General features: G+C 66.2%; 16 protein-coding genes. 7 read left to right on the top strand and 9 right to left on the bottom strand.

Going from position 1 to position 19,557, the window contains the following annotated elements:
* Positions 1-53: 53 nt before the first annotated feature.
* A complete protein-coding gene (gene ercA, locus CTR55_RS26190) occupies positions 54-1,217 on the top strand; it encodes an alcohol dehydrogenase-like regulatory protein ErcA (protein WP_296290605.1) in 1,164 nt (387 codons plus the stop codon).
* Positions 1,201-2,895: a NahK/ErcS family hybrid sensor histidine kinase/response regulator gene (locus CTR55_RS26185; protein ID WP_296290604.1), complete on the top strand. Its 1,695-nt coding sequence runs from the start codon at positions 1,201-1,203 to the stop codon at positions 2,893-2,895. The genes ercA and CTR55_RS26185 overlap by 17 nt, the downstream gene beginning before the upstream one ends.
* Before the next feature lie 61 nt (positions 2,896-2,956).
* Here the strand turns inward: CTR55_RS26185 and CTR55_RS26180 are convergent, their stop codons facing one another.
* Both CTR55_RS26180 and CTR55_RS26175 read right to left on the bottom strand, forming a co-directional pair.
* Positions 2,957-4,528, bottom strand: a complete 1,572-nt coding sequence (locus CTR55_RS26180) for a sensor domain-containing diguanylate cyclase (protein ID WP_296290603.1) — start codon at positions 4,526-4,528, stop codon at positions 2,957-2,959.
* A gap of 341 nt (positions 4,529-4,869) precedes the next feature.
* A complete protein-coding gene (locus CTR55_RS26175) occupies positions 4,870-6,324 on the bottom strand; it encodes a sodium:solute symporter family protein (RefSeq protein ID WP_296290602.1) in 1,455 nt (484 codons plus the stop codon).
* Positions 6,325-6,707: 383 nt separating this feature from the next.
* Between CTR55_RS26175 and CTR55_RS26170 the strand changes: the two genes are divergently transcribed.
* The 3 genes from CTR55_RS26170 (at position 6,708) to CTR55_RS26160 (ending at position 8,925) form a co-directional block, all read left to right on the top strand.
* The gene (locus tag CTR55_RS26170) at positions 6,708-7,301 is read left to right on the top strand and encodes a DedA family protein (RefSeq protein WP_296290601.1); all 594 of its coding nucleotides are present in this window, start codon (positions 6,708-6,710) and stop codon (positions 7,299-7,301) included.
* Positions 7,302-7,383: 82 nt separating this feature from the next.
* Positions 7,384-8,265, top strand: coding sequence for a Dyp-type peroxidase (locus CTR55_RS26165; RefSeq protein ID WP_296290600.1), 882 nt, complete (start codon positions 7,384-7,386; stop codon positions 8,263-8,265).
* A 246-nt stretch (positions 8,266-8,511) separates the two neighbouring features.
* Positions 8,512-8,925, top strand: a complete 414-nt coding sequence (locus tag CTR55_RS26160) for a cupin domain-containing protein (protein WP_296290599.1) — start codon at positions 8,512-8,514, stop codon at positions 8,923-8,925.
* Between the two features lie 465 nt (positions 8,926-9,390).
* On the opposite strand, the gene lpdA is transcribed toward CTR55_RS26160, so the two are convergent.
* The 4 genes from lpdA to CTR55_RS26140 are packed head-to-tail and all read right to left on the bottom strand — an operon-like array spanning position 9,391 to position 14,377.
* Positions 9,391-10,797 (bottom strand): dihydrolipoyl dehydrogenase, encoded by a 1,407-nt coding sequence (gene lpdA, locus CTR55_RS26155; RefSeq protein WP_296290598.1) that lies wholly within the window; start codon positions 10,795-10,797, stop codon positions 9,391-9,393.
* A 14-nt stretch (positions 10,798-10,811) separates the two neighbouring features.
* Positions 10,812-12,095, bottom strand: coding sequence for a dihydrolipoamide acetyltransferase family protein (locus tag CTR55_RS26150; protein WP_296290597.1), 1,284 nt, complete (start codon positions 12,093-12,095; stop codon positions 10,812-10,814).
* Positions 12,096-13,148: an alpha-ketoacid dehydrogenase subunit beta gene (locus tag CTR55_RS26145; RefSeq protein WP_296290596.1), complete on the bottom strand. Its 1,053-nt coding sequence runs from the start codon at positions 13,146-13,148 to the stop codon at positions 12,096-12,098.
* Positions 13,145-14,377, bottom strand: a complete 1,233-nt coding sequence (locus CTR55_RS26140) for a 3-methyl-2-oxobutanoate dehydrogenase (2-methylpropanoyl-transferring) subunit alpha (protein WP_296290595.1) — start codon at positions 14,375-14,377, stop codon at positions 13,145-13,147. The genes CTR55_RS26145 and CTR55_RS26140 overlap by 4 nt, the downstream gene beginning before the upstream one ends.
* A 273-nt stretch (positions 14,378-14,650) precedes the next feature.
* Here CTR55_RS26140 and CTR55_RS26135 point away from each other — a divergent pair, with 273 nt between their 5' ends.
* Positions 14,651-15,112, top strand: a complete 462-nt coding sequence (locus CTR55_RS26135; RefSeq protein ID WP_015477328.1) for an Lrp/AsnC family transcriptional regulator — start codon at positions 14,651-14,653, stop codon at positions 15,110-15,112.
* Between the two features lie 352 nt (positions 15,113-15,464).
* The gene (locus CTR55_RS26130; protein WP_296290594.1) at positions 15,465-15,707 is read left to right on the top strand and encodes a DUF2790 domain-containing protein; all 243 of its coding nucleotides are present in this window, start codon (positions 15,465-15,467) and stop codon (positions 15,705-15,707) included.
* 190 nt (positions 15,708-15,897) lie between these two features.
* On the opposite strand, the gene CTR55_RS26125 is transcribed toward CTR55_RS26130, so the two are convergent.
* The 3 genes from CTR55_RS26125 to CTR55_RS26115 all read right to left on the bottom strand — a co-directional run bounded on the left by CTR55_RS26125 (position 15,898) and on the right by CTR55_RS26115 (position 19,552).
* Entirely contained in the window at positions 15,898-17,235 is a 1,338-nt protein-coding gene (locus CTR55_RS26125; RefSeq protein WP_296290593.1) for a hypothetical protein, read from the bottom strand.
* 242 nt (positions 17,236-17,477) lie between these two features.
* Complete coding sequence (locus CTR55_RS26120) at positions 17,478-18,425, bottom strand: helix-turn-helix domain-containing protein (protein ID WP_296290592.1); 948 nt, start codon at positions 18,423-18,425, stop codon at positions 17,478-17,480.
* Positions 18,426-18,517: 92 nt separating this feature from the next.
* Positions 18,518-19,552, bottom strand: coding sequence for a phosphotransferase (locus CTR55_RS26115; RefSeq protein WP_296290591.1), 1,035 nt, complete (start codon positions 19,550-19,552; stop codon positions 18,518-18,520).
* Positions 19,553-19,557: the final 5 nt, after the last annotated feature.

The following is a 19,557-nucleotide window of genomic DNA, read 5'->3' as shown; positions in this document are numbered from 1 at the left end:
CGGATGCAGTAGGCTGCCGGAAACATCCCATAACAATAACGACAGAGCCTCCGATGTCCCACGAGCTCAGCCAGCTGCGCAAATTCGTCTCGCCAGAGATCATTTTCGGTGCCGGATGCCGGCACAATGTTGCCAATTACGTGAAAACCTTCGGCGCCCGCAAAGTGCTGGTGGTGTCCGATCCCGGTGTCGTCGCCGCCGGCTGGGTCGCGGACATCGAAGCCAGCCTGGCCGCCCAGGACATTCCCTTCTGCCGCTACACCGATGTGTCGCCCAACCCGCGCGTGGACGAAGTCATGCGCGGCGCCGAGGTCTACCGCAGCGAAGGCTGCAATGTCATCGTCGCGGTCGGCGGCGGCAGCCCGATGGACTGCGCCAAGGGCATCGGCATCGTTGCCGCCCACGGCCGCAACATCCTCGAATTCGAGGGCGTGGACACCCTGCGCGTGCCCAGCCCGCCGCTGATCCTGATCCCGACCACCGCCGGCACCTCGGCGGACGTCTCGCAGTTCGTGATCATCTCCAACCAGGATGAGCGGATGAAATTCTCCATCGTCAGCAAGGCGGTGGTGCCCGACGTGTCGCTGATCGACCCGGAAACCACCCTGACCATGGACCCGTTCCTGTCCGCCTGCACCGGCATCGATGCGCTGGTGCACGCCATCGAAGCGTTCGTGTCCACCGGCCACGGCCCGCTGACCGACCCTCATGCGCTGGAGGCCATGCGGCTGATCAACGGCAACCTGGTGCAGATGATCGCCAATCCGGCGGACATCGCCCTGCGCGAGAAGATCATGCTCGGCAGCATGCAGGCCGGGCTGGCGTTTTCCAACGCGATCCTCGGCGCGGTGCATGCCATGTCCCACAGCCTGGGCGGCTACCTCGACCTGCCGCACGGGCTGTGCAACGCGGTGCTGGTCGAACACGTGGTGGCCTTCAACTACAGCGCCGCACCCGAGCGCTTCAAGGTGATTGCCGAGACCTTCGGCATCGACTGCCGTGGGCTCAACCACGCCCAGGTGCGCCAGCGCCTGGTGGAGCACCTGATCGCCCTCAAGCATGCCGTGGGCTTCCACGAGAGCCTCGGCCTGCACGGCGTCGGCAGTTCCGACATTCCCTTCCTCTCGCGCCACGCGATGCAGGACCCGTGCATCCTCACCAACCCTCGCGAATCCAGCCTGCGCGATGTCGAGGTGGTGTATGGCGAGGCCCTCTGACGAGCAGCAGCAACAGGCCCTGGCCGGGCTGCTCGGGCTGGGCAGCCATTCTGCGCGCAAGAGCCACTACCCCGAGCTGGTGGCGCGGCTGGACGAGCTGGAGGCCGAGCGCAACCGCTACAAATGGCTCTTCGAACACGCCGTCCACGGCATCTTCCAGGCCAGCCTGAGCGAGGGCTTGCGCGCCGCGAACCCGGCGCTGGCGCGGATGCTCGGCTACGACGACCCGCAGCAGGTGCTGTGGAACCTGCAGGACATGGCCAGCCAGCTGTTCGTTGGCGGCGAGGCGGAGATGCGCCGCATCCGTGAATTGCTGCGCGAGCGCGACGGCCTGTTCGGTTACGAGACGCGTCTGCGCCGTCGCGACGGCAGCCACCTGATCGTGCTGATGAACCTGCTGATCAAGCCCGATGAAGACGGTTTGGTGGAAGGCTTCGTCGCTGACATCAGCGAACGCGTCCAGGCCCAGCAGCGGCTGCAGAGCCTCAACGAGGAACTGGAGCAGCGCGTCGCCGAGCGCACCCGCGAGCTGGAAGGCTTGAACCAGCAACTGCGCGAGGCCCGCGACGCCGCCGAAACGGCCAACAACAGCAAGGACAAGTACCTCGCCGCCGCCAGCCACGACCTGCTGCAACCGTTGAACGCCGCGCGGCTGCTGGTCTCGACCCTGCGCGAACGCCAGCTGCCGAATGCCGAGCAGGTGTTGGTGGAGCGCACGCACCAGGCACTGGAGGGCGCCGAGGACCTGCTGACCGACCTGCTGGAAATCGCCCGCCTGGACCAGAGCGCGATCCGCCCGGACCTGGACGTTTACCCGCTGGGCGAGCTGCTCGACCCGCTGGTTTCGGAGTTCGATGAAGTGGCCCGCGCCGTTGGCCTGCGTCTGCGCTCACGAATTCCCGCGCTGGCGGTGCGCACCGATCACCGCCTGCTGTCGCGCATCCTGCGCAACTTCCTCAGCAACGCCTGCCGTTATACCGAGCACGGCAGCGTGCTGCTGGCGGCGCGCCGACGTGGCGGCAACGTGCGGTTGGAAGTCTGGGACACCGGGCGCGGGATTCCGGCGGACCAGCTGCAAGCGATCTTCCTCGAATTCAACCAGCTGGACACCGGCCGTGCGGCGGAGCGCCGGGGCGTCGGGCTGGGGCTGGCGATTGTCGACCGCATCGCCGGCATCCTCGGCTGTCGGGTGCAGGTGCGCTCGGTGCCGGGGCGTGGTTCGGTGTTCTCCCTGGAAGTGCCGCTGGTACGTGACCTGCCGCCGCCCGCGTTGGCGGAGAACGGCCCGCGCCCGGTCACCGGCGATCCGCTGCCGGGCCGGCGCCTGCTGGTGATCGACAACGAAGCGGCGATCCTCGCCAGCATGGCGGCGCTGCTCGGGCAGTGGGGCTGCGAGGTGCTGGTGGCGACGAACTACGAGGAGGCGTTGCAGGTGTTGGATGGCAAGGCGCCCGAGGTGATCCTCGCCGATTACCACCTCGACCACGGTCGTACCGGCTGTGAGGCGGTCCGCGGGCTGCGCGAATATTTCCAGCGCGAACTGCCGGCGGTGATGATCACCGCCGACCGCAGCGACGACTGCCGCCGCGCCTTGCAGCGGCTGGGGATGCCGCTGCTGAACAAACCGGTGAAGCCCGGCAAGCTGCGCGCGGTGTTGAGCCTGCTGGTCAGCAGCTGAAATCAGGCGCGCAGTTGGTCGATGGCGGTGTCGCCCTGCACATCGACGGGGAGGCACTGGCCTAGGTCGCGTCCCCGCTGACGACGCGGTTACGGCCGGTCTGCTTGGCGCGGTAGAGGCGCTGGTCGGCCAGCTTGAGCACCGCGTCCGGGGTCAGCGCCAGTGCGCCGAAATCGGCGACGCCGATGGACAGGGTGACCAGGCCCACCTGGGGTATCTGCGTGACGGCCACGCTTTCACGGATGCGTTCGGCGATGGCGGCGGCGGTTTCCAGGGAGGTCTGCGGCAGCAGCAGGACGAATTCCTCGCCGCCCGCGCGGCAGGCCAGGTCGCCGGCGCGGGAGGAGTCGCGCAGGACGGCGGCGACCCGGCGCAGGGCTTCGTCGCCGGCATCGTGGCCCCAGGTGTCGTTCACGCGCTTGAAGTGGTCGATGTCCACCGCCAACACCGAATAGGCCAGCCCGGATTGCTCCAGCGCTTCCAGCGCCACCCCCAGCGCGCGGCGGTTGGCCAGGCCGGTCAGCGCATCGCTCTGTGCTTCCTGGCTTAGTTGGCCGAGCTTCTGCTGCATCAGCCCGACACCGGTCAGCAGCGCCTTGCGGATCGCCGCGGCCTCGCGGTACCAGGTGTTGATGCTCTGCAACTCGCGGGGCGTTTCCGGATTCGACAACTGCTCGGCGCTTCGCGCCAGTTGGCGCAGCGGGCGGGTGATCAGCAGGGTGCCGGCCCAGATCGCCAGCAAGCCGATCAGGCTGGCGGGGATCAGGCCGAGGAGCATGTCCTTCATCAGCAGGTGCAGCGGCGACAGGCTGAGCTCGCGCGGCTGCTGGGCGACCACCGCCCAGTTGGCAGCGGGCACCTGGGCGTAGCCGGCGAGCATGGGCACGCCCTTGTAGTTGTTCACCTCCATGGAACCGCTCTCGCCGCGCAACGCCGCGTCCACCGTGGTGCTGTGGCCGAGCAGCTCGCCGATCCGCTTTCGGTCGGGGTGGTGCAACAGGCGGCGGTTGGCGTCGGCGACGAAGGCGAAGGTGCCTTCCTGCTGGAAGTGGCTGCCGATGATGCTGTGCAGCACGCTGGGCTTGAGAACGTACACCGAGCCGCCGACCAGCCCCAGGTACTTGCCGCTTGGGCTGATGATGGGCTGCGAGAGGAGTACCACGAGGTTGCCGGCGATGGACTCGTAGGCCTGGCTGATCATCGGCTGCTTCAGGCGCAGCGCCTCCTGCACGGCTTCCGAACGCAACGTGGTGCCGACGATCTGCAGGGAGTCGGGGTGGGCCTGCAGTACCTCGCCGCTGGCGTCGACGATGATGATGGAGTTGAAGAAGGTGTCCTGGGCCTGCAGGCGCATCGCCTCGGCATGCAGCACCGCGGGTTCGTCGAAGTGGTTGGCGAGTATCCCGGAGCTGTAGGCCAGGTTGCGCCGAGCCGAGCCGAGGAACTCGCCGATGCTCGATGCCACCTTGGCGGCATAGGCGCGGTTGGCTTCCAGGGTCGAGTGGATCAGCGCGCTGCGCTGCACGTTGTAGGCCACCACCAGGCTGTTTCCCAGGGTTGCCAGTGCGGCGAGCAGCACGAAGACCAGTATCAGCGCCCGCAGGGTCAGCGGATTGCGGCTCCAGCGCTTCATGGCCTGGCCTGCCGGGTGCAGCGTGAGCGAAATATCAGGGCTTGATCCATGAACGGGCCGGTTCGGATGGGGGGTGTGCAGACTACCCGTCGATCCTCGACGGTGCGAGGTTCAGGATAGGCAGGCTTGCGGTGCCCGTCACATCGACGGCATTCAACCGTTCAGGCGAGTCAGCGCATCCTGGGCGGGGGAGAGGGGGAAACCAGGCACGGACTTTCAGAAGAAGGCAGTTGCTCCCGCGCCAGCCCAGGTAGCGGAGCTGACTTGAAGGCGCGACGGCGTTCAGTCGCGCACAAAAAAGCCCCGCACAAGGCGGGGCTTCTTCGTTACCGTTCAGGCGATCAGTTGCTGGCGGCGGCAGCGGCCATGTCCGACACGCTCTCGCCACGGTGTGCGCTGAGCTGCGGAGCCAGTGAGCCGACAACCATGCCGATGGCGCTGAGAATCAGGCCGACCAGCTGCGGCGGCCAGAAGTCGCCTTCCTGGTAGCCCAGCTCCAGCGACACCCAGCCGATCAGGCCGCAGGCGATGGCGGTGAGGGCGCCCTGGGTGGTGGCGCGTTTCCAGAACAGGCCGAAGAACAGCGGCACCACGGCGGCGACCAGGGTCACCTTGTAGGCGTTGCCGACCATCTCGTAGATGCTGGCGTTGGAGAACAGCGCGAACACGCAGGTGGCGACGGTCATCGCCAGTACGCTGCAACGCATGGCCAGCAGGGCCTGGCGGTCATTCATGTTGGGCAGGAAGTGCTTGACGATGTTCTCGGTCAGGGTCACCGACGGGGCCAACAGGGCGCCCGAGGCGGAGGACATGATGGCCGAGAGCAGGGCGCCGAAGAACATGATCTGGGCGAACAGCGGGGTACGCTCCAGGATCAGGCGCGGCAGGATCTGCTGGGAGTCTTCGGTCAGCCAGTGCTTGACCATCTCCGGCTCGATCATCTGCGCGGCGTAGATCAGGAAGATCGGCAGCATGCAGAAGACCAGGTAGCAGCAGGCACCGGTCATGGTGGCGCGCTTGGCGATCGTCTCGGTCTTGGCCGACATCACGCGGGCATACACGTCCTGCTGCGGAATGGAGCCGAACATCATGGTCACCGCGGCGCCGAGGAAGGCGACGATGTCCTTGGCCGAGGTACCGTGGAGGAAGGTGAACTTGCCTTCGCTGGCGGCGTGGCTGATCACGTTGACCGGGCCGCCGGCCATGTCGCCGATGAGCCAGACCAGGTAGAACAGGCCGCAGACGATGATGATCATCTGCAGGAAGTCGGTCAGCGCCACCGACCACATGCCGCCGAACAGGGTGTGCAGCAGGACGATGATGGTGCCGATGATCATGCCCTGGGTGGTGGTGATGCCGCCGTCGGAGAGCACGCTGAACACCACGCCCAGCGCGGTGATCTGTGCGGCGACCCAGCCCATGTAGGAAATGATGATCACCAGGCTGGTGAAGATTTCCACGTGCTGGCCGAAGCGCTTGCGGAAGAAGTCACCGATGGTGAGCAGGTTCAGGCGGTACAGCGGGCGGGCGAAAATCATGCCGACCAGCATCAGGCAGCCGAAGGAGCCGAAGGGGTCTTCGATGATCCCGGCGAAGCCTTCTTCGAGGAAGGTGGCCGGAATGCCCAGCACGGCTTCGGAGCCGAACCAGGTGGCGAACACCATGGTCACGACGAGGGGGAAGGACATGCTCCGGCCAGCGGCGGCATAGTCCGAGGAGTTGTGCACGCGGGTGGTTGCGTAGAAACCGACAGCTACGGTGATCACCAGATACACCGCTACAAACCAGATCAGCATTTGTTCGTTCCGTTGGCTCGCCGGGAACCGTACTGCCGAGACGAAACTCGGGCAGGTGGGCCACGACTGACAAAGTTGTTTTTGTTGGGTTGCGCGGCCGAGGTCATCCGGTGCACCAGGCAGTGGGAGCCGGAAAAACGTAACCAGTTGCGACAACGGGCCGCAGTCTGCCAAATCCGTCAAATATGTCAAACACTTGAATTGCTCATGAGCGAAAAAAATTACATCTCAAGACGAATGGCGTAGTTAAAGGATTGATTTGATTGGTTGCTAACGATCCTTGTTGACCGTTTGGTCGTTTATTTTTTACAGGTGGTGTTCGATAAGCAGAACATTCGCCAAGCCGCTAGGCTCTTGGCACGGCACGCTTTCGAAGGACATTCATGTTCGAGCATCTCGACCTCGCCCAACTGCTTTCCAGCTATGGCTATCCGGTGCTTTTCATCGGTTGCCTGCTGGAGGGCGAATCGATCCTGCTGCTGGCGGGTATCGCGGCGCACCAGGGGCTGCTCGGTTTCACCCTGGTGGTGTTCTGGGCGACGCTGGCGGGCAGCCTGGGTGACCAACTGCTCTACTGGAGCGGTCGGCGTGCCGGCGCGCGCGCCGTGCCCTGGCTGCAACGGCGCGGGCTGGCCATCGATCGGGTCACCGGATTGATCGAACGCTATCCGCACCTGTCGATCTTCGCGGTGCGCTTTCTCTACGGCATGCGCCTGGCCGGGCCGCTACTGATCGGCGCGAGCCGAGTCGGGCCCTTGCGCTTCGCGCTGATCAACCTGCTCGGCGCCTTCTGCTGGGCGCTGCTGTTCGCCAGCGCCGGGTACTGGGCCGGCCAGTTGCTGGAACAGTGGCTGGGTAACCTGCGGCCGTACCGTCTGCCGGTGTTCGTCGCGGTGGTGCTGGTGTTCGGTGGTCTGGCGTTGTGGCGCTACCGGCGGCATCGGCACAAGCGCAAGCCCGACACATCCGCGAACTGATCGCCCAGTCCTTGATACAGAGCGGTTTGGATTCGCGCGCGGCGCGATTAGAATCGCCGCTCTTTCGTTCAAGGACGCTGTCATGAGCCTTTACCAGCCCGGCATTCTCGCCACCCCGGTTCCCGCCCACGCCCGCCACCTGTTCTTCGATCTGAAGTCGCTGCAGGACCTGCCCGCCGCACTGGATCGCCTGATGCAGTTCGCCGATGGCGAACGCGCGGTGGTCGGCTTCGGCGAGTCGCTGGTGCGCGCGCTGGGCCGTCGTATCGAGGGGCTGCGCGAGTTCCCGGCGATCTCCGGCGTGGGTGTCGACAACCCGTCTACCCCGCATGCCTTGTGGATCTGGCTGCGCGGTGCCGAGCGTGGCGACCTGCTGCTGCGCACCCAGGAACTGCAAGCCCTGCTGGCCCCTGCGTTGGAACTGAGCAGCCTGCTCGAGGCCTTCCGCCACGGCAGCGGCCATGACCTGACCGGTTACGAGGATGGCACCGAGAACCCGCAGGACGACGATGCCATCGCCGCCGCCATTGTCGAAGGTGGCGCGGGCCTGGCCGGCGGCAGCTTTGCTGCTATCCAGCAGTGGCGTCATCAGCTGCAGGGCTTCGCCGCGCTGCCACAGCACGAGCGTGACGACATCATGGGCCGCCGCCTGAGCGACAACGAGGAACTGGACGACGCGCCGGAGTCCGCCCACGTCAAACGCACCGCCCAGGAGAGCTTCGAGCCGGAAGCCTTCATCGTGCGCCGCTCCATGCCCTGGACCCAGGGCCAGGACGCCGGGCTGATGTTCCTCGCCTTCGGCTGCACCCTGGACGCCTTCGAGGTGCAGCTGCGCCGCATGAGCGGGCTGGAGGATGGCATCACCGATGCGCTGTACCGCTTCAGCCGGCCGCTGACCGGCGGCTACTACTGGTGCCCGCCCCGCAAGAATGGGGTGCTGGACCTGAGTGCGTTGCTGGGCTGATTCTGTCGCTGTGCCATGAAAGCCCCGCCATCGTGCGGGGCTTTTTTGTGGCCGCTGCGCGTCCGTTCGCGAGCAAGCTCGCTCCTACAGGTGGTACCGATAAGCTCTTCGTAGGAGCGAGCTTGCTCGCGAACCGCACGGCACGGACGCCCCAATGGCCCCCCGATCTTCCGCCGAATTGGCTGTTGGCCCTCACCAGCAGCGGGCGTAGCGTGGACTCATCTTCCCACTGCCGAGAACGTCGCCATGCCCGCCACCACTTCCGTGAAACTCCTGCTCGCCGGCCTCGGCCTGGCGCTCAGCCTGCCGCTCTTCGCCCACGATGCCACCCAGGAAAAGATCGATGTCCAGCAGGAGCAGAAACTTCCCGACGCGGCGGGCAAGAAAGGGTTGATGATCACCGTCACCTACTCACCTGGCCAGGCTTCCGGTGCCCATGTACACAGTGGTTCGGTGTTCGCCTACGTGCTTGAAGGCGCGGTGATCTCCCAGCTGGAAGGGCAGAAACCGGTGACCTACCAGGCCGGCCAGTCCTGGTACGAGGCGCCGAATACGCCGCACCTGGTGTCGCGCAACGCCAGCAACGAGAAGCCGGCCAAGCTGCTGGTCTGGATGCTGCTGGACGAGAACGCCCCTGTACTGACGCCGTTGAAGAAGTAAGCGCTCAAAGCAGAACCCCGTCGATTGGCGGGGTTCTGCTTTGCGGCATCGTCAGCTTCGAGTACCTCCACTGCGGCCAATCCTCCTCCGGCTCTGAGGCGGTCCGCTCGATCAACAGAAACATCCTGCGCGCACTCGATGACAGGATTCGCGGGCCGTGTTGCGCTACGTACGGCCGTAGCCCCGTGGGGAATGTTCGCGAGCAAGCTCGCTCCTACCGGTAGGCCGTGGTGTTCTTCGTAGAACATTGTCTGCGCGGTCATTCAATGCGCATCGCACCGGACACCTTGTTAGCGCGCTTGGCGAAATGCCTCGCGCTGGGTGCTCAGGGCGGTGGATGTGGCCCGCCGTTGGCGAGCAAGGGCTAGGCGTCCCCCTCGGTCCTACAAAGCGCTGGCAGGCAAAAAAAGACCCGCCAATGGGCGGGTCAGAAGGGGGAAGCCTGGCGTTCTGGAGAGAGAGGCCTCAGACGTGCAACGCATGCCCCAGCGCGCGCAGCGCGGCTTCCTGCACAGCTTCGCCGAGGGTTGGGTGGGCGTGGATGGTGCCGGCGATGTCTTCCAGGCAGGCGGCCATTTCCAGAGACTGCACGAAGGCCGTGGACAGCTCCGACACCGCCTTGCCCACGGCCTGCCAGCCGAGGATCAGGTGGTTGTCCTTGCGCGCCACCACGCGGACGAAGCCGTCGCTGGACTCCAGGGTCATCGCGCGGCCGTTGGCGGCGAACGGGAAGCTCGCGGTCAGCACTTCGTAGCCGGCGGCCTGGGCCTGTTCCGGCGACAGCCCGACCACCACCACTTCCGGATCGGTGAAGCACACCGCCGGGATCGCCGTGGGGGTGAAGGCGCGGCGCTTGCCGGCGATGATCTCGGCGACCATCTCGCCCTGGGCCATGGCGCGGTGGGCCAGCATGGGCTCGCCGGCGATGTCGCCGATGGCCCAGACGTCGCGCATGGAGGTGCGGCACTGGTCGTCGATCTTCACGGCGCGGCCGTTCATGTCCAGGCGCAGGGTGTCGAGGTTCCAGCCCGCGGTGTTGGGGTGGCGGCCGACGGCGACCAGCACCTGGTCGGTCTCGATCACCCGCTGGGAACCGGCGCCGTCCTGCACGCGCAGGCCTTTGCCGTCCGGCTCCAGGCTCATCACGCTGTGGCCCAGGTACAGCTCGATGCCCAGCTTGCGCAGGGAATTGGCGACCGGCTTGGTCAGTTCCTCGTCATAGGTCGGCAGGATGCGCGGTTGCGCTTCCACCACTGTGACTTCCACGCCGAGCTTGCGATAAGCGATGCCCAGCTCCAGGCCGATATAGCCGCCGCCGACGACCGCCAGGCGCTTGGGCAGTGCCTTCGGGGCCAGTGCTTCGGTGGAGGAGATGACGTTGCCACCCACCGGCAGGAAGGGCAGTTCCACGGATTTCGAACCGGCCGCCAGCAGCAGGTGCTCGGTGTGGATGTGCTGGGTGCCGCCTTCGGCGAGGTCGACCTCGACGGTCTTGCCGTCGACGATCTTCGCCCAGCCGTTGACCACGGTGACGCCGTGCTTCTTCAGCAGTGCAGCGACGCCGGTGGTCAGGCGGTCGACGATGCCGTCCTTCCATTCCACGGTGCGCTGGATGTCGATGCTCGGCGCCTGCACGCTGATGCCCAGCGGCGACTGGCCGGCGAACTCGCGGGCCTTGAGGTATTCCTCGGCGGCGTGGATCAGCGCCTTGGACGGGATGCAGCCGATGTTCAGGCAGGTGCCGCCCAGGGCGGCGCCTTCCACCAGCACGGTGCGGATGCCCAGTTGGCCGGCGCGGATCGCCGCGACGTAGCCGCCGGGGCCGCCACCGATCACCAGCAGGGTGGTTTCGAGAGTCTGGTTCTGTTTCACGTGTAGGGCTCCAGTCAATCGATGAACAGGGTGGCGGGATGTTCGAGCAGGGCGCGCACGGCCTGGATGAAGGCCGCCGCGTCCATGCCGTCGACCACCCGGTGATCGAAGGACGAGGACAGGTTCATCATCTTGCGTACCACTACCTGGCCGTTGACCACCATGGGCCGCTCGACCATGCGGTTGACGCCGACGATGGCCACTTCCGGGTAGTTGATCACCGGCGTGCTGACGATGCCGCCCAGCGCGCCGAGGCTGCTCAGGGTGATGGTCGAGCCGGAGAGTTCCTCGCGGCTGGCCTTGCCATGGCGCGCGGCTTCGGCCAGGCGCGCCACTTCCGCGGAGTTGCCCCACAGGTCGCGGGATTCGGCGTTACGCAGCACCGGCACCATCAGGCCGTTGTCGCTCTGGGTGGCAACGCCCAGGTGCACCGCGCCGTAGCGGGTAATCACGTCGGCTTCGTCGTCATAGCGCGCGTTGAGCTGCGGGAAGTCGCGCAGGGCGACGACCATGGCGCGGGCGATGAAGGGCAGCAGGGTGAGCTTGCCGCGTGCCGCCGCGTGCTTGGCGTTGAGGTGGACGCGCAGGGACTCCAGATCAGTGACGTCGATTTCCTCGACGTAGCTGAAGTGCGGGATGCGCCGCTTGGCCTCGGCCATCTTCTGGGCGATCTTGCGGCGCAGGCCGATCACCGGGATCTGGTGTTCGTCATGGCGCGCGGTATAGCCGGAGGCGATGGTCGCGCCGCCGTGTTCCAGGTAGTGCTCCAGGTCTTCACGGAGGATCCGCCCGGCCGGGCCGCTGCCCTGGACGAACTGCAGTTCCACACCCAGGTCGCGGGCACGCTGGCGCACCGCTGGCGAGGCCAGCGGCTTCTCGCCCGGTGCGCGGCGCGGGGCTGGCGAAGGGGCCGGGCGCGCGGCCGGGGCGACCGGCTTGTTCTCGACGCGCGGCGCAGGCTTGGGTGCTTCGGCGACGGGGGCCGGCTTGGCTTCCGGTTTGGCCGGCGCTTCTTCGTGGGCCTTGGGCTGCGCGGCTTCGCGGTGGTTGCCGTGGCCTTCCACTTCCAGACGGATCAGCTCGCCGCCCACGGCCATTACCTGGCCGGGCACGCCGCCCAGGGCGATGATCTTGCCCGCCACCGGCGAGGGGATTTCCACGGTGGCCTTGTCGGTCATGACTTCCGCCAGCAGTTGGTCCTCGTGGACCTCGTCGCCGACCTGGACATGCCACTCCACCAGCTCGACTTCGGCGATCCCTTCGCCGATGTCCGGCATCTTGATGACGTGAGTGCCCATTCAGACCTCCATGGCGCGCTTGAAGGCCGCGCCGACGCGGGCGGGCCCCGGGAAGTAGTCCCATTCCTGGGCGTGCGGGTAGGGAGTGTCCCAGCCGGTCACGCGCGCAATGGGGGCTTCGAGGTGGTTGAAGCAGTTTTCCTGGACCAGCGACATCAGCTCGGCGCCGTAGCCGCAGGTGCGGGTAGCCTCGTGGACGATGACGCAGCGACCGGTCTTCTTCACCGACTCGACGATGGTGTCCAGGTCCAGCGGCCAGAGGCTGCGCAGGTCGATGATCTCGGCATCGATGCCGGTTTCCTCGGCGGCGGTCTGGGCCACGTAGACGGTGGTGCCGTAGGTCAGCACGGTCAGTTCGGAGCCGGGGCGGGCGATGACGGCCTTGTCCAGCGGAACGCTGTAGTAGCCCTCCGGAACCTGGCTGGCCGGGTGCTTGGACCAGGGGGTCACCGGGCGGTCGTGGTGGCCGTCGAACGGGCCGTTATACAGGCGCTTGGGTTCGAGGAAGATCACCGGGTCGTCGTTCTCGATGCAGGCGATCAGCAGGCCCTTGGCGTCGTACGGGTTGGACGGCATGACGGTACGCAGGCCGCAGACCTGGGTGAACATCGCCTCCGGGCTCTGGCTGTGGGTCTGCCCGCCGTAGATGCCGCCGCCGCAGGGCATGCGCACCACCATCGGCACGGTGAAGTCGTTGACCGAGCGGTAGCGGATGCGCGCGGCCTCAGAGACCAACTGGTCGGTGGCCGGGTAGACGTAGTCGGCGAACTGGATTTCCACCACCGGGCGCAGGCCGTAGGCGCCCATGCCGACGGCAGCGCCGATGATGCCGCTCTCGGAGATCGGCGCGTCGAACACCCGCGAGGTGCCGTACTTCTTCTGCAGGCCTTCGGTGCAGCGGAACACGCCACCGAAGTAGCCGACGTCCTGGCCGAACACCACGACGTTGTCGTCGCGCTCGAGCATCACATCCATGGCCGAGCGCAGCGCCTGGATCATGGACATGCTGGTGACCGCCTGGGCGTTCTCGTGTTGCTGGTTCACGGCATTCATACCCCGAGCTCCTGGCGCTGCCGGCGCAGGTGTTCCGGCAGGTCCTTGTAGACGTCGTCGAACAGGTTGGCGGCGCTGAACACGTGGCCGTCCACCAGCGAGCCGTGGCGTTCGGCCTCTTTCTGCGCGGTGATCACTTCGGCTTCCAGTTCCTTCTTCAGCGCTTCCTGTTGTTCCTCGGACCAGATGCCGAGGCCGATCAGGTGCTGCTTGAGGCGGGCGATAGGGTCGCCCAGCGGGAAGTTGGTCCAGTCGTCGGCGGGGCGGTACTTGGACGGGTCGTCCGAGGTGGAGTGCGGGCCCGCGCGGTAGGTGACCCACTCGATCAGGCTCGGGCCATGGCCACGGCGGGCGCGCTCGGCGGCCCATTGCGAGGCGGCGTAGACGGCGAGGAAGTCGTTGCCGTCGACCCGCAGCGAGGCGATGCCGCAACCCACGCCACGGTTGGCGAAGGTGGTGCCTTCACCGCCGGCGATGGCCTGGAAGGTGGAGATCGCCCACTGGTTGTTGACCACGTTGAGGATCACCGGCGCGCGGTAGACGTGGGCGAAGGTGAGGGCGGTGTGGAAGTCGGATTCGGCGGTGGCGCCGTCGCCGATCCAGGCGGACGAAATCCTGGTGTCGCCCTTGATCGCCGAGGCCATGCCCCAGCCGACGGCCTGGATGAACTGGGTGGCGAGGTTGCCGGAAATCGAGAAGAAGCCCTTCTCGCGGCTGGAGTACATGATCGGCAGCTGGCGGCCCTTGAGCGGGTCCTGCTCGTTGGAGAGCAACTGGCAGATCATGTCCTTGAGCGGGTAGTCGCGGGTGATCAGGATGCCTTGCTGACGGTAGGTCGGGAAGGTCATGTCGCCGTCGCGCAGGGCCATGGTGTGGGCGGTGGCGATGGCCTCTTCACCCAGGCACTGCATGTAGAAGGACATCTTCTTCTGGCGCTGGGCGGTGAGCATGCGCGCATCGAAGAGGCGCGTCTTGAGCATCAGGCGCATGCCGCGCAGCAGCTGCTCGTGGCTCAGGTCCGGGGCCCAGGGGCCGACGGCGTTGCCGTCTTCATCGAGCACGCGCACCAGGCTGAAGGCCAGGTCGGTGGTCTGCGCCGGTTCTACATCGATGGCGGGTTTGCGCACCTCGCCGGCAGGCGACAGGTGCAGGTAGGAGAAGTCGGTCTTGCAGCCCGGACGCCCGGTGGGCTCGGGGACGTGCAGGCGGAGCGGAGCGTAGTCGGTCATGGCGGGTCTCCAGTTGTGATCGTGGGTGTGGATCAGCGAACGGAAGAAGCCATGCCTGGCGGGCGCACCCGGCCGGGTAGGGCTGCGGTGCAGGTGCCGCGCGGGGTCGCGGGGCGGGTGGTGACATCACTCATGGTGAGGTCCTCGGTTGTTGTAGTTGTGGTTTCAGTATAGGTGTGACCGATTGGTTTTTTGCTCCAAATTGACTAGCTCTTAGCTTACGGATTAGTGTGTTTGAACTATAAAAACAACCTTCCGTAGTACTGAGGAAAAATGGCTGATCTCGACCGCACCGACCTGAAAATCCTCCGCGCCCTGGCCGACGATGGCCGCCTGAGTTGGCGCGATCTCGCGCAGAACATCGGCCTGTCGCTGACCCCGACCCTGCGCCGGGTGCGCCGCCTGGAGGAGGAGCAGTACATCCAGGGTTACTTCGCGCGCCTCGACGAGGAGCGCCTGTCCGGCGGCATGAGCGTGTTCGTCTCGGTGTCCCTGGAAAAACAGACCGGCGACTACCTCGCACGGTTCGAGGAACGCATCGTCCAGGCGCCGCAGGTGATGAGCTGCTTCCAGATGACCGGCGACGCCGACTACATGCTGCGGGTGGTGGTGAAGGACCTGTCGGCGTACCAGCTGTTCCTCACCAACACGCTGACGCAGATCCCCGGCGTAGCGGGGATCAAGTCGGCGTTCGCGCTGAAGTCGGTGATGCTGCGCTCGGCGCCGCCGATCTGAGTCGCTGCGGAGTGTCCGACTCGTTGTAGGAGCGCGCATCAGGCCTGGCAGGGAGCGCATAGGTAGGATGGCGTGGAGCGCAGCGATACCCATCAATCCGGTGCGCCGACAGCATGGGTATCGCTTCGCTCCACGCCATCCTACGGCGAGGCACGCCGGCCACTCTGGTGTGGTGGATCAACCTTCAGCTGACGTGACAATCGCAAGGCAGGAATGCTCGAAAACCGCCATTGTTGCGCGATCTGAAGAAATGCATTGCCGAAGTCGATCTGTGTAGGAAAGGTCCGGTCAGCTAGATTTATGGCAGTGGGCCACGAGCGACGCGACCCGCGTGATCCCTGAGGTTCCTGCCATGAAATCCACTCTCTCCACACTCTTCGCGATACCTGCCTTGCTGCTGTCCTTCAGCGCCTTCGCCGACGATGCGGCCGTGTACCACTACGGCATGCCGCTGGACGTGGCCAAGGTGCTGAGCATTTCCCAACCCGACGAGCGCTGCGAAGTCAGCCAGGCCACCATGGTCTATCTCGACTCCAAGGGTGAGCAGCACACCATCAAGTACCTGCGCCAGACCCCGATGTGCAGCAAGGTCTGACGCAGACGCGGAACTGCTCCACCCATCCTTGCTGCCGGCGGGCCTGAGGGGGCTCGCTCACGTCCACCGGCTCCTGGGTGCGCCGGGCCAGCCCGCGCACGCCGTTTCGATGGCCGGCCAGGTGAAACGCCCTGGATGGACGCCAGAAGGCTGGGCATGGCGGGCTTTCCGTTGGCTTTGAAGCCGGGGATCAGAACGTGGTGGAGAACAGCAGCTGGCTGTACAGGTTGCTGTTGTCGTTGCCGATCTGGGTGCCGCCTTCGGCTGCGCTCTTCTTCGGTTGGTACAGGCCCACCAGCGGGATGATCACCAGGTGTTCGTTGATCGCCCACTCGGCGTAGAGGTCCAGCTCGCGGCCGTCGGTGTTGCCCAGGTCGGTGTCCAGGGTGTGGAAGTCGAAGTACTGCGCGCCGATGGAGAGGTTCTCCAGCGGGGTGACCTTGGCGCCGACGTTGTGCACGCGAGTATTGCTGTTGAACGGGCCGGAGTAGTTGCCCGCCACCTCGCCCTGGAACCAGGTGCCGAAGCCACGGCTGAAGCCGTAGAAGAGGGTGTCGTAGCCTTCGGAGAAACGGCTGAAGCGGTAGCTGATATAGGGCTTCCAGGTGACGTCGGAGAAGGTCCAGCCGGCTTCCAGGTACCACGCGTTCTCGCTGTCGTCGCTGTACTGGGCGTTGCGCTTGTCCTGCCAGGCGTATTCGCCGGAGAGGAACAGGTTCTCCACGCCGGCGTTGCCGGTGCCGCGCAGGCTGTAGACCTTCATGTCCTTGCGGTCGAGCTGGATGGGCGAGGCGTAGCGCTCGTCGACATCGGTGACGTCGATGTAGGTCAGGCCGAAGGTGGCTTCCGGGGCGACGTGTTCGAGGGTGGCGGCGTACAGCTCGGTGTTGGCCTGGGCACGGTTGTCCGATTTCAGGCTCATCAGGTCGCCACGCCAGCCTTCCTTGCCGCCGATGCGCAGCACGGCGGTCTCGTCGAAGTCGCGGCGCGCCGCCAGGTAGTAGCCGCCGCCACGGTTGTATTCGCCGTCGGCCAGGCCCTTGCCCATGTTCAGGGCGTCGCCGTCGATCAGGAAACCGTCGCCGACCACGATGTTCTGGCGGCCGAAGGACAGGTCGATGCCGTCCTCGCCCAGCACCGGGAACAGCCCGGCCGAGCGCCAGCCGGCGTAGGCGTCCTCGATCTTGGTGGTGCGCTCGGAGCCGTCGCTGAAGCCGGCGGCATCACCGTCGCCCCAGGTGCCGGAGCTGAGCAGGTTGAAGGCGCCGTAGGCGGTGCCCGCGCCGCCCAGCTTCTGGTCGCCGCTCAGGCCGTACTTGATGAAGCCCTCCTGCCAGGACGACGAGCCCTCATCCAGGGTGCCGGTCATGTTGTAGCGCTCCTGGCTGTGGAACAGCCCGAAGGTCGCCGAGAGGTCGGCGTTCAGGTGCGTGTCGTCGGTCGCGTACAGCTCGTAGGCGCTGGCGGAACTGGCCCCGGCGATGAGCAGGGCGAGCAGGGTGGGGCGCAGCACGGCGGCGTGGGTCATGGTGAAGGCATCCGTTTCGTTATTGTCGATTGAGGGGATGTGTCTTCTGCCGATGCTAAGTAAGGGCTGGCCCTGTGCCGTTGCTCCTGTCTGCCAAGTGATTGGGTGTGGTTGCCAGATCGGACGATGGTGCTTTTGTAGGAGCGAGGGGGGCGCCTAGCTCTTGCTCTCGAACCCGCTTGAGGCGGGAGCTGCCGGTGAGTTTGTTCGCGAGCAAGCTCGCTCCTACGAAGAGCAAAAGCTCAGCGTGCGCGGGAGAGGACGGAGGGTTGTTCGGCATACAGCCGCTTATACAAAGCCGAGAAATGGCTGGAACTGGCAAACCCAAGGTCCAGCGCCAGGTTCGTGATGCTCTGCTGCGGCTCCAGCTTGAGTCGGCGGCGTGCCTCGGCCAGGCGCAGGCTGAGGAAGAACTGCTGCGGCGTGCTCTGGCAGATCTGCCGGAAGCAGTACTGCAGGGTGCGCTGGCTGGTGTTCAGGCGCTGGCTCAGTTCCAGCAGCGACAGTGGCTCGGAGAGGTCCGCCTGCATGCGCTCGATGGCCGCCAGCACCAGCCGGCGATGTTGCTGCAGCGAGCGCGGCGCGCCTTTGCGGTCATTGCCAGGGAGGATTTCTTCCAGCGCCTGCAATACGTGGCTCAGTACCAGGGCGACGGCATGGCCGGCCTGCTGTGGGTCGTCCACCCGCCACGGTTCGCCTTCGAAGGCGGCGAGGGCGTCGCACAGGCTGCGGCGCAAATCGCCGGCGCCGGTGGGTGACAGCTGCAATCGCCTTTGCTGCAGCGCGCGCTCGAACAGCTCGCGCTCCTCGGCGCCGAGCAGGCGCTCCAGTTGCGGCTGGCTGAAGGTCAGGCCGAGCATGTGGATTTCCCCGGCGGCGCAGATTTCCAGCTCGCGGCCGCCTTCGAGCACCAGCAGGGTGTCGTCGTGCAGGGCCTGGCCGTTGAAGCGCGAATCGTCGCTGGCGCGCAGGGGAATGCCGATCACCAGGTGGCCGGCGGGCGGCGCCATGTTCTCGTGCAGGTGCAGGTTGGAGTGTTCGTAGATCAGCGAGGCGCCGGGCAACTGCACATGCAGCAGCTCCGCCTGCAGGCGGCCGTGGCCGAGCTGGGTGTAGTCCTGGCTCCAGCCGGCGAGGGCGCAGGCCAGTTCATCGGAGTCGGTTGCCTGGTGGCGGGCTATGCCGGTCATGGCGATTCACCTCGGTGGTGCGCCGAGTATCGGTCAGCGCTGGCGCGCAGGCTTGTGCCTGCACGCCAGGGTCTTGCGGCGCTCTGCCAGATTCAGCGGCCGGCGAGGTAGGCGCTGGCCAGTGTACAGGCGCGCTCGATCAGCATCGGTCCCAGCTCCCGCGCGGTCTCGCTGTTGCGTCGGGTGTGCACCCAGCCCAGGTACGTGGTGCCACGCAGGGCGAGGAACAGCGGCAGCGCGGCGCGGTCGGCGGCGGACAGCGGCTTCACCGAGTCGTAACCGGCCAGCAGCGCCGCCTGGATCTGCGCCAGGCGTGGGTCGTCCAGGCAGAAGTACAGCGCAGTGGCCAGCTCGAACATGTGCCAGCCGAAACCGGCGTCGTCGAAGTCGATCAACTGCAGTTCGCCGCCGTCGAGCAGCAGGTTTTCCGGCACCAGGTCGGCGTGGATCATGCCGAAGTTGCCCAGGCTGCGGCCGTAGTGGCGCAGGTCCTGGCGCGCTTCCTGGCGGGCGCGCTGGAGCAGTTCGCGCTGCGGGTCGCTGAGCAGGTCCAGCTCCCAGAAGCGCCCCCAGAACGGGTTGGCGCCCACCAGGCCTTCTTCGTCCCAGGCGTGCCGGGTGAACTCGTTGGGCTGACGCCACTGCGCCGAATTCAGATGGATGCGCGCGGCCACGGCGCCGGCCTGATGGAACAGCGCCTCGATGTCTCCGTCGGCGCTCAGCCCCTGTTCGGCCGAGCCCAGAGTTCGGCCGCCGAGCCAGCCGAGCATGTCGACGAAGCGTGATTCCTGCAGTGCAGCGCTGCGCACTTCAGCCAGGTGTTCACCGCTGCGGGTGCGGATGATGCTCGGCACGCCGATGCCTCCCGCGGCCAGTTGCTCCATCCAGGTCAGCTCGGAGCGTAGTGCCGCCTCGCTGTGGTAGCCGCCGCGATGCACGCGCAGGGCGCTGCGCGTGCCGTCGCTGCGGGTGGCGCAGAAGACCGCGTTCTCGCGGTACTTGAGCAGTTCCAGGCCGATGAAATCGCCGTCCCAGTGGCGCAGGGCGTCCAGCGCCAGGTCGCGCAGGCAGGCGATCTGCCGGTCGTGGTCGAGCGCTGCGAAATCGGTCTTCGATAAGTCACTCATGGCAA

The sequence above is a fragment of the Pseudomonas sp. genome, assembly GCF_002796985.1.
GTDB lineage: Bacteria > Pseudomonadota > Gammaproteobacteria > Pseudomonadales > Pseudomonadaceae > Pseudomonas.
This window is presented reverse-complemented; position numbering and strand designations above follow the sequence as displayed.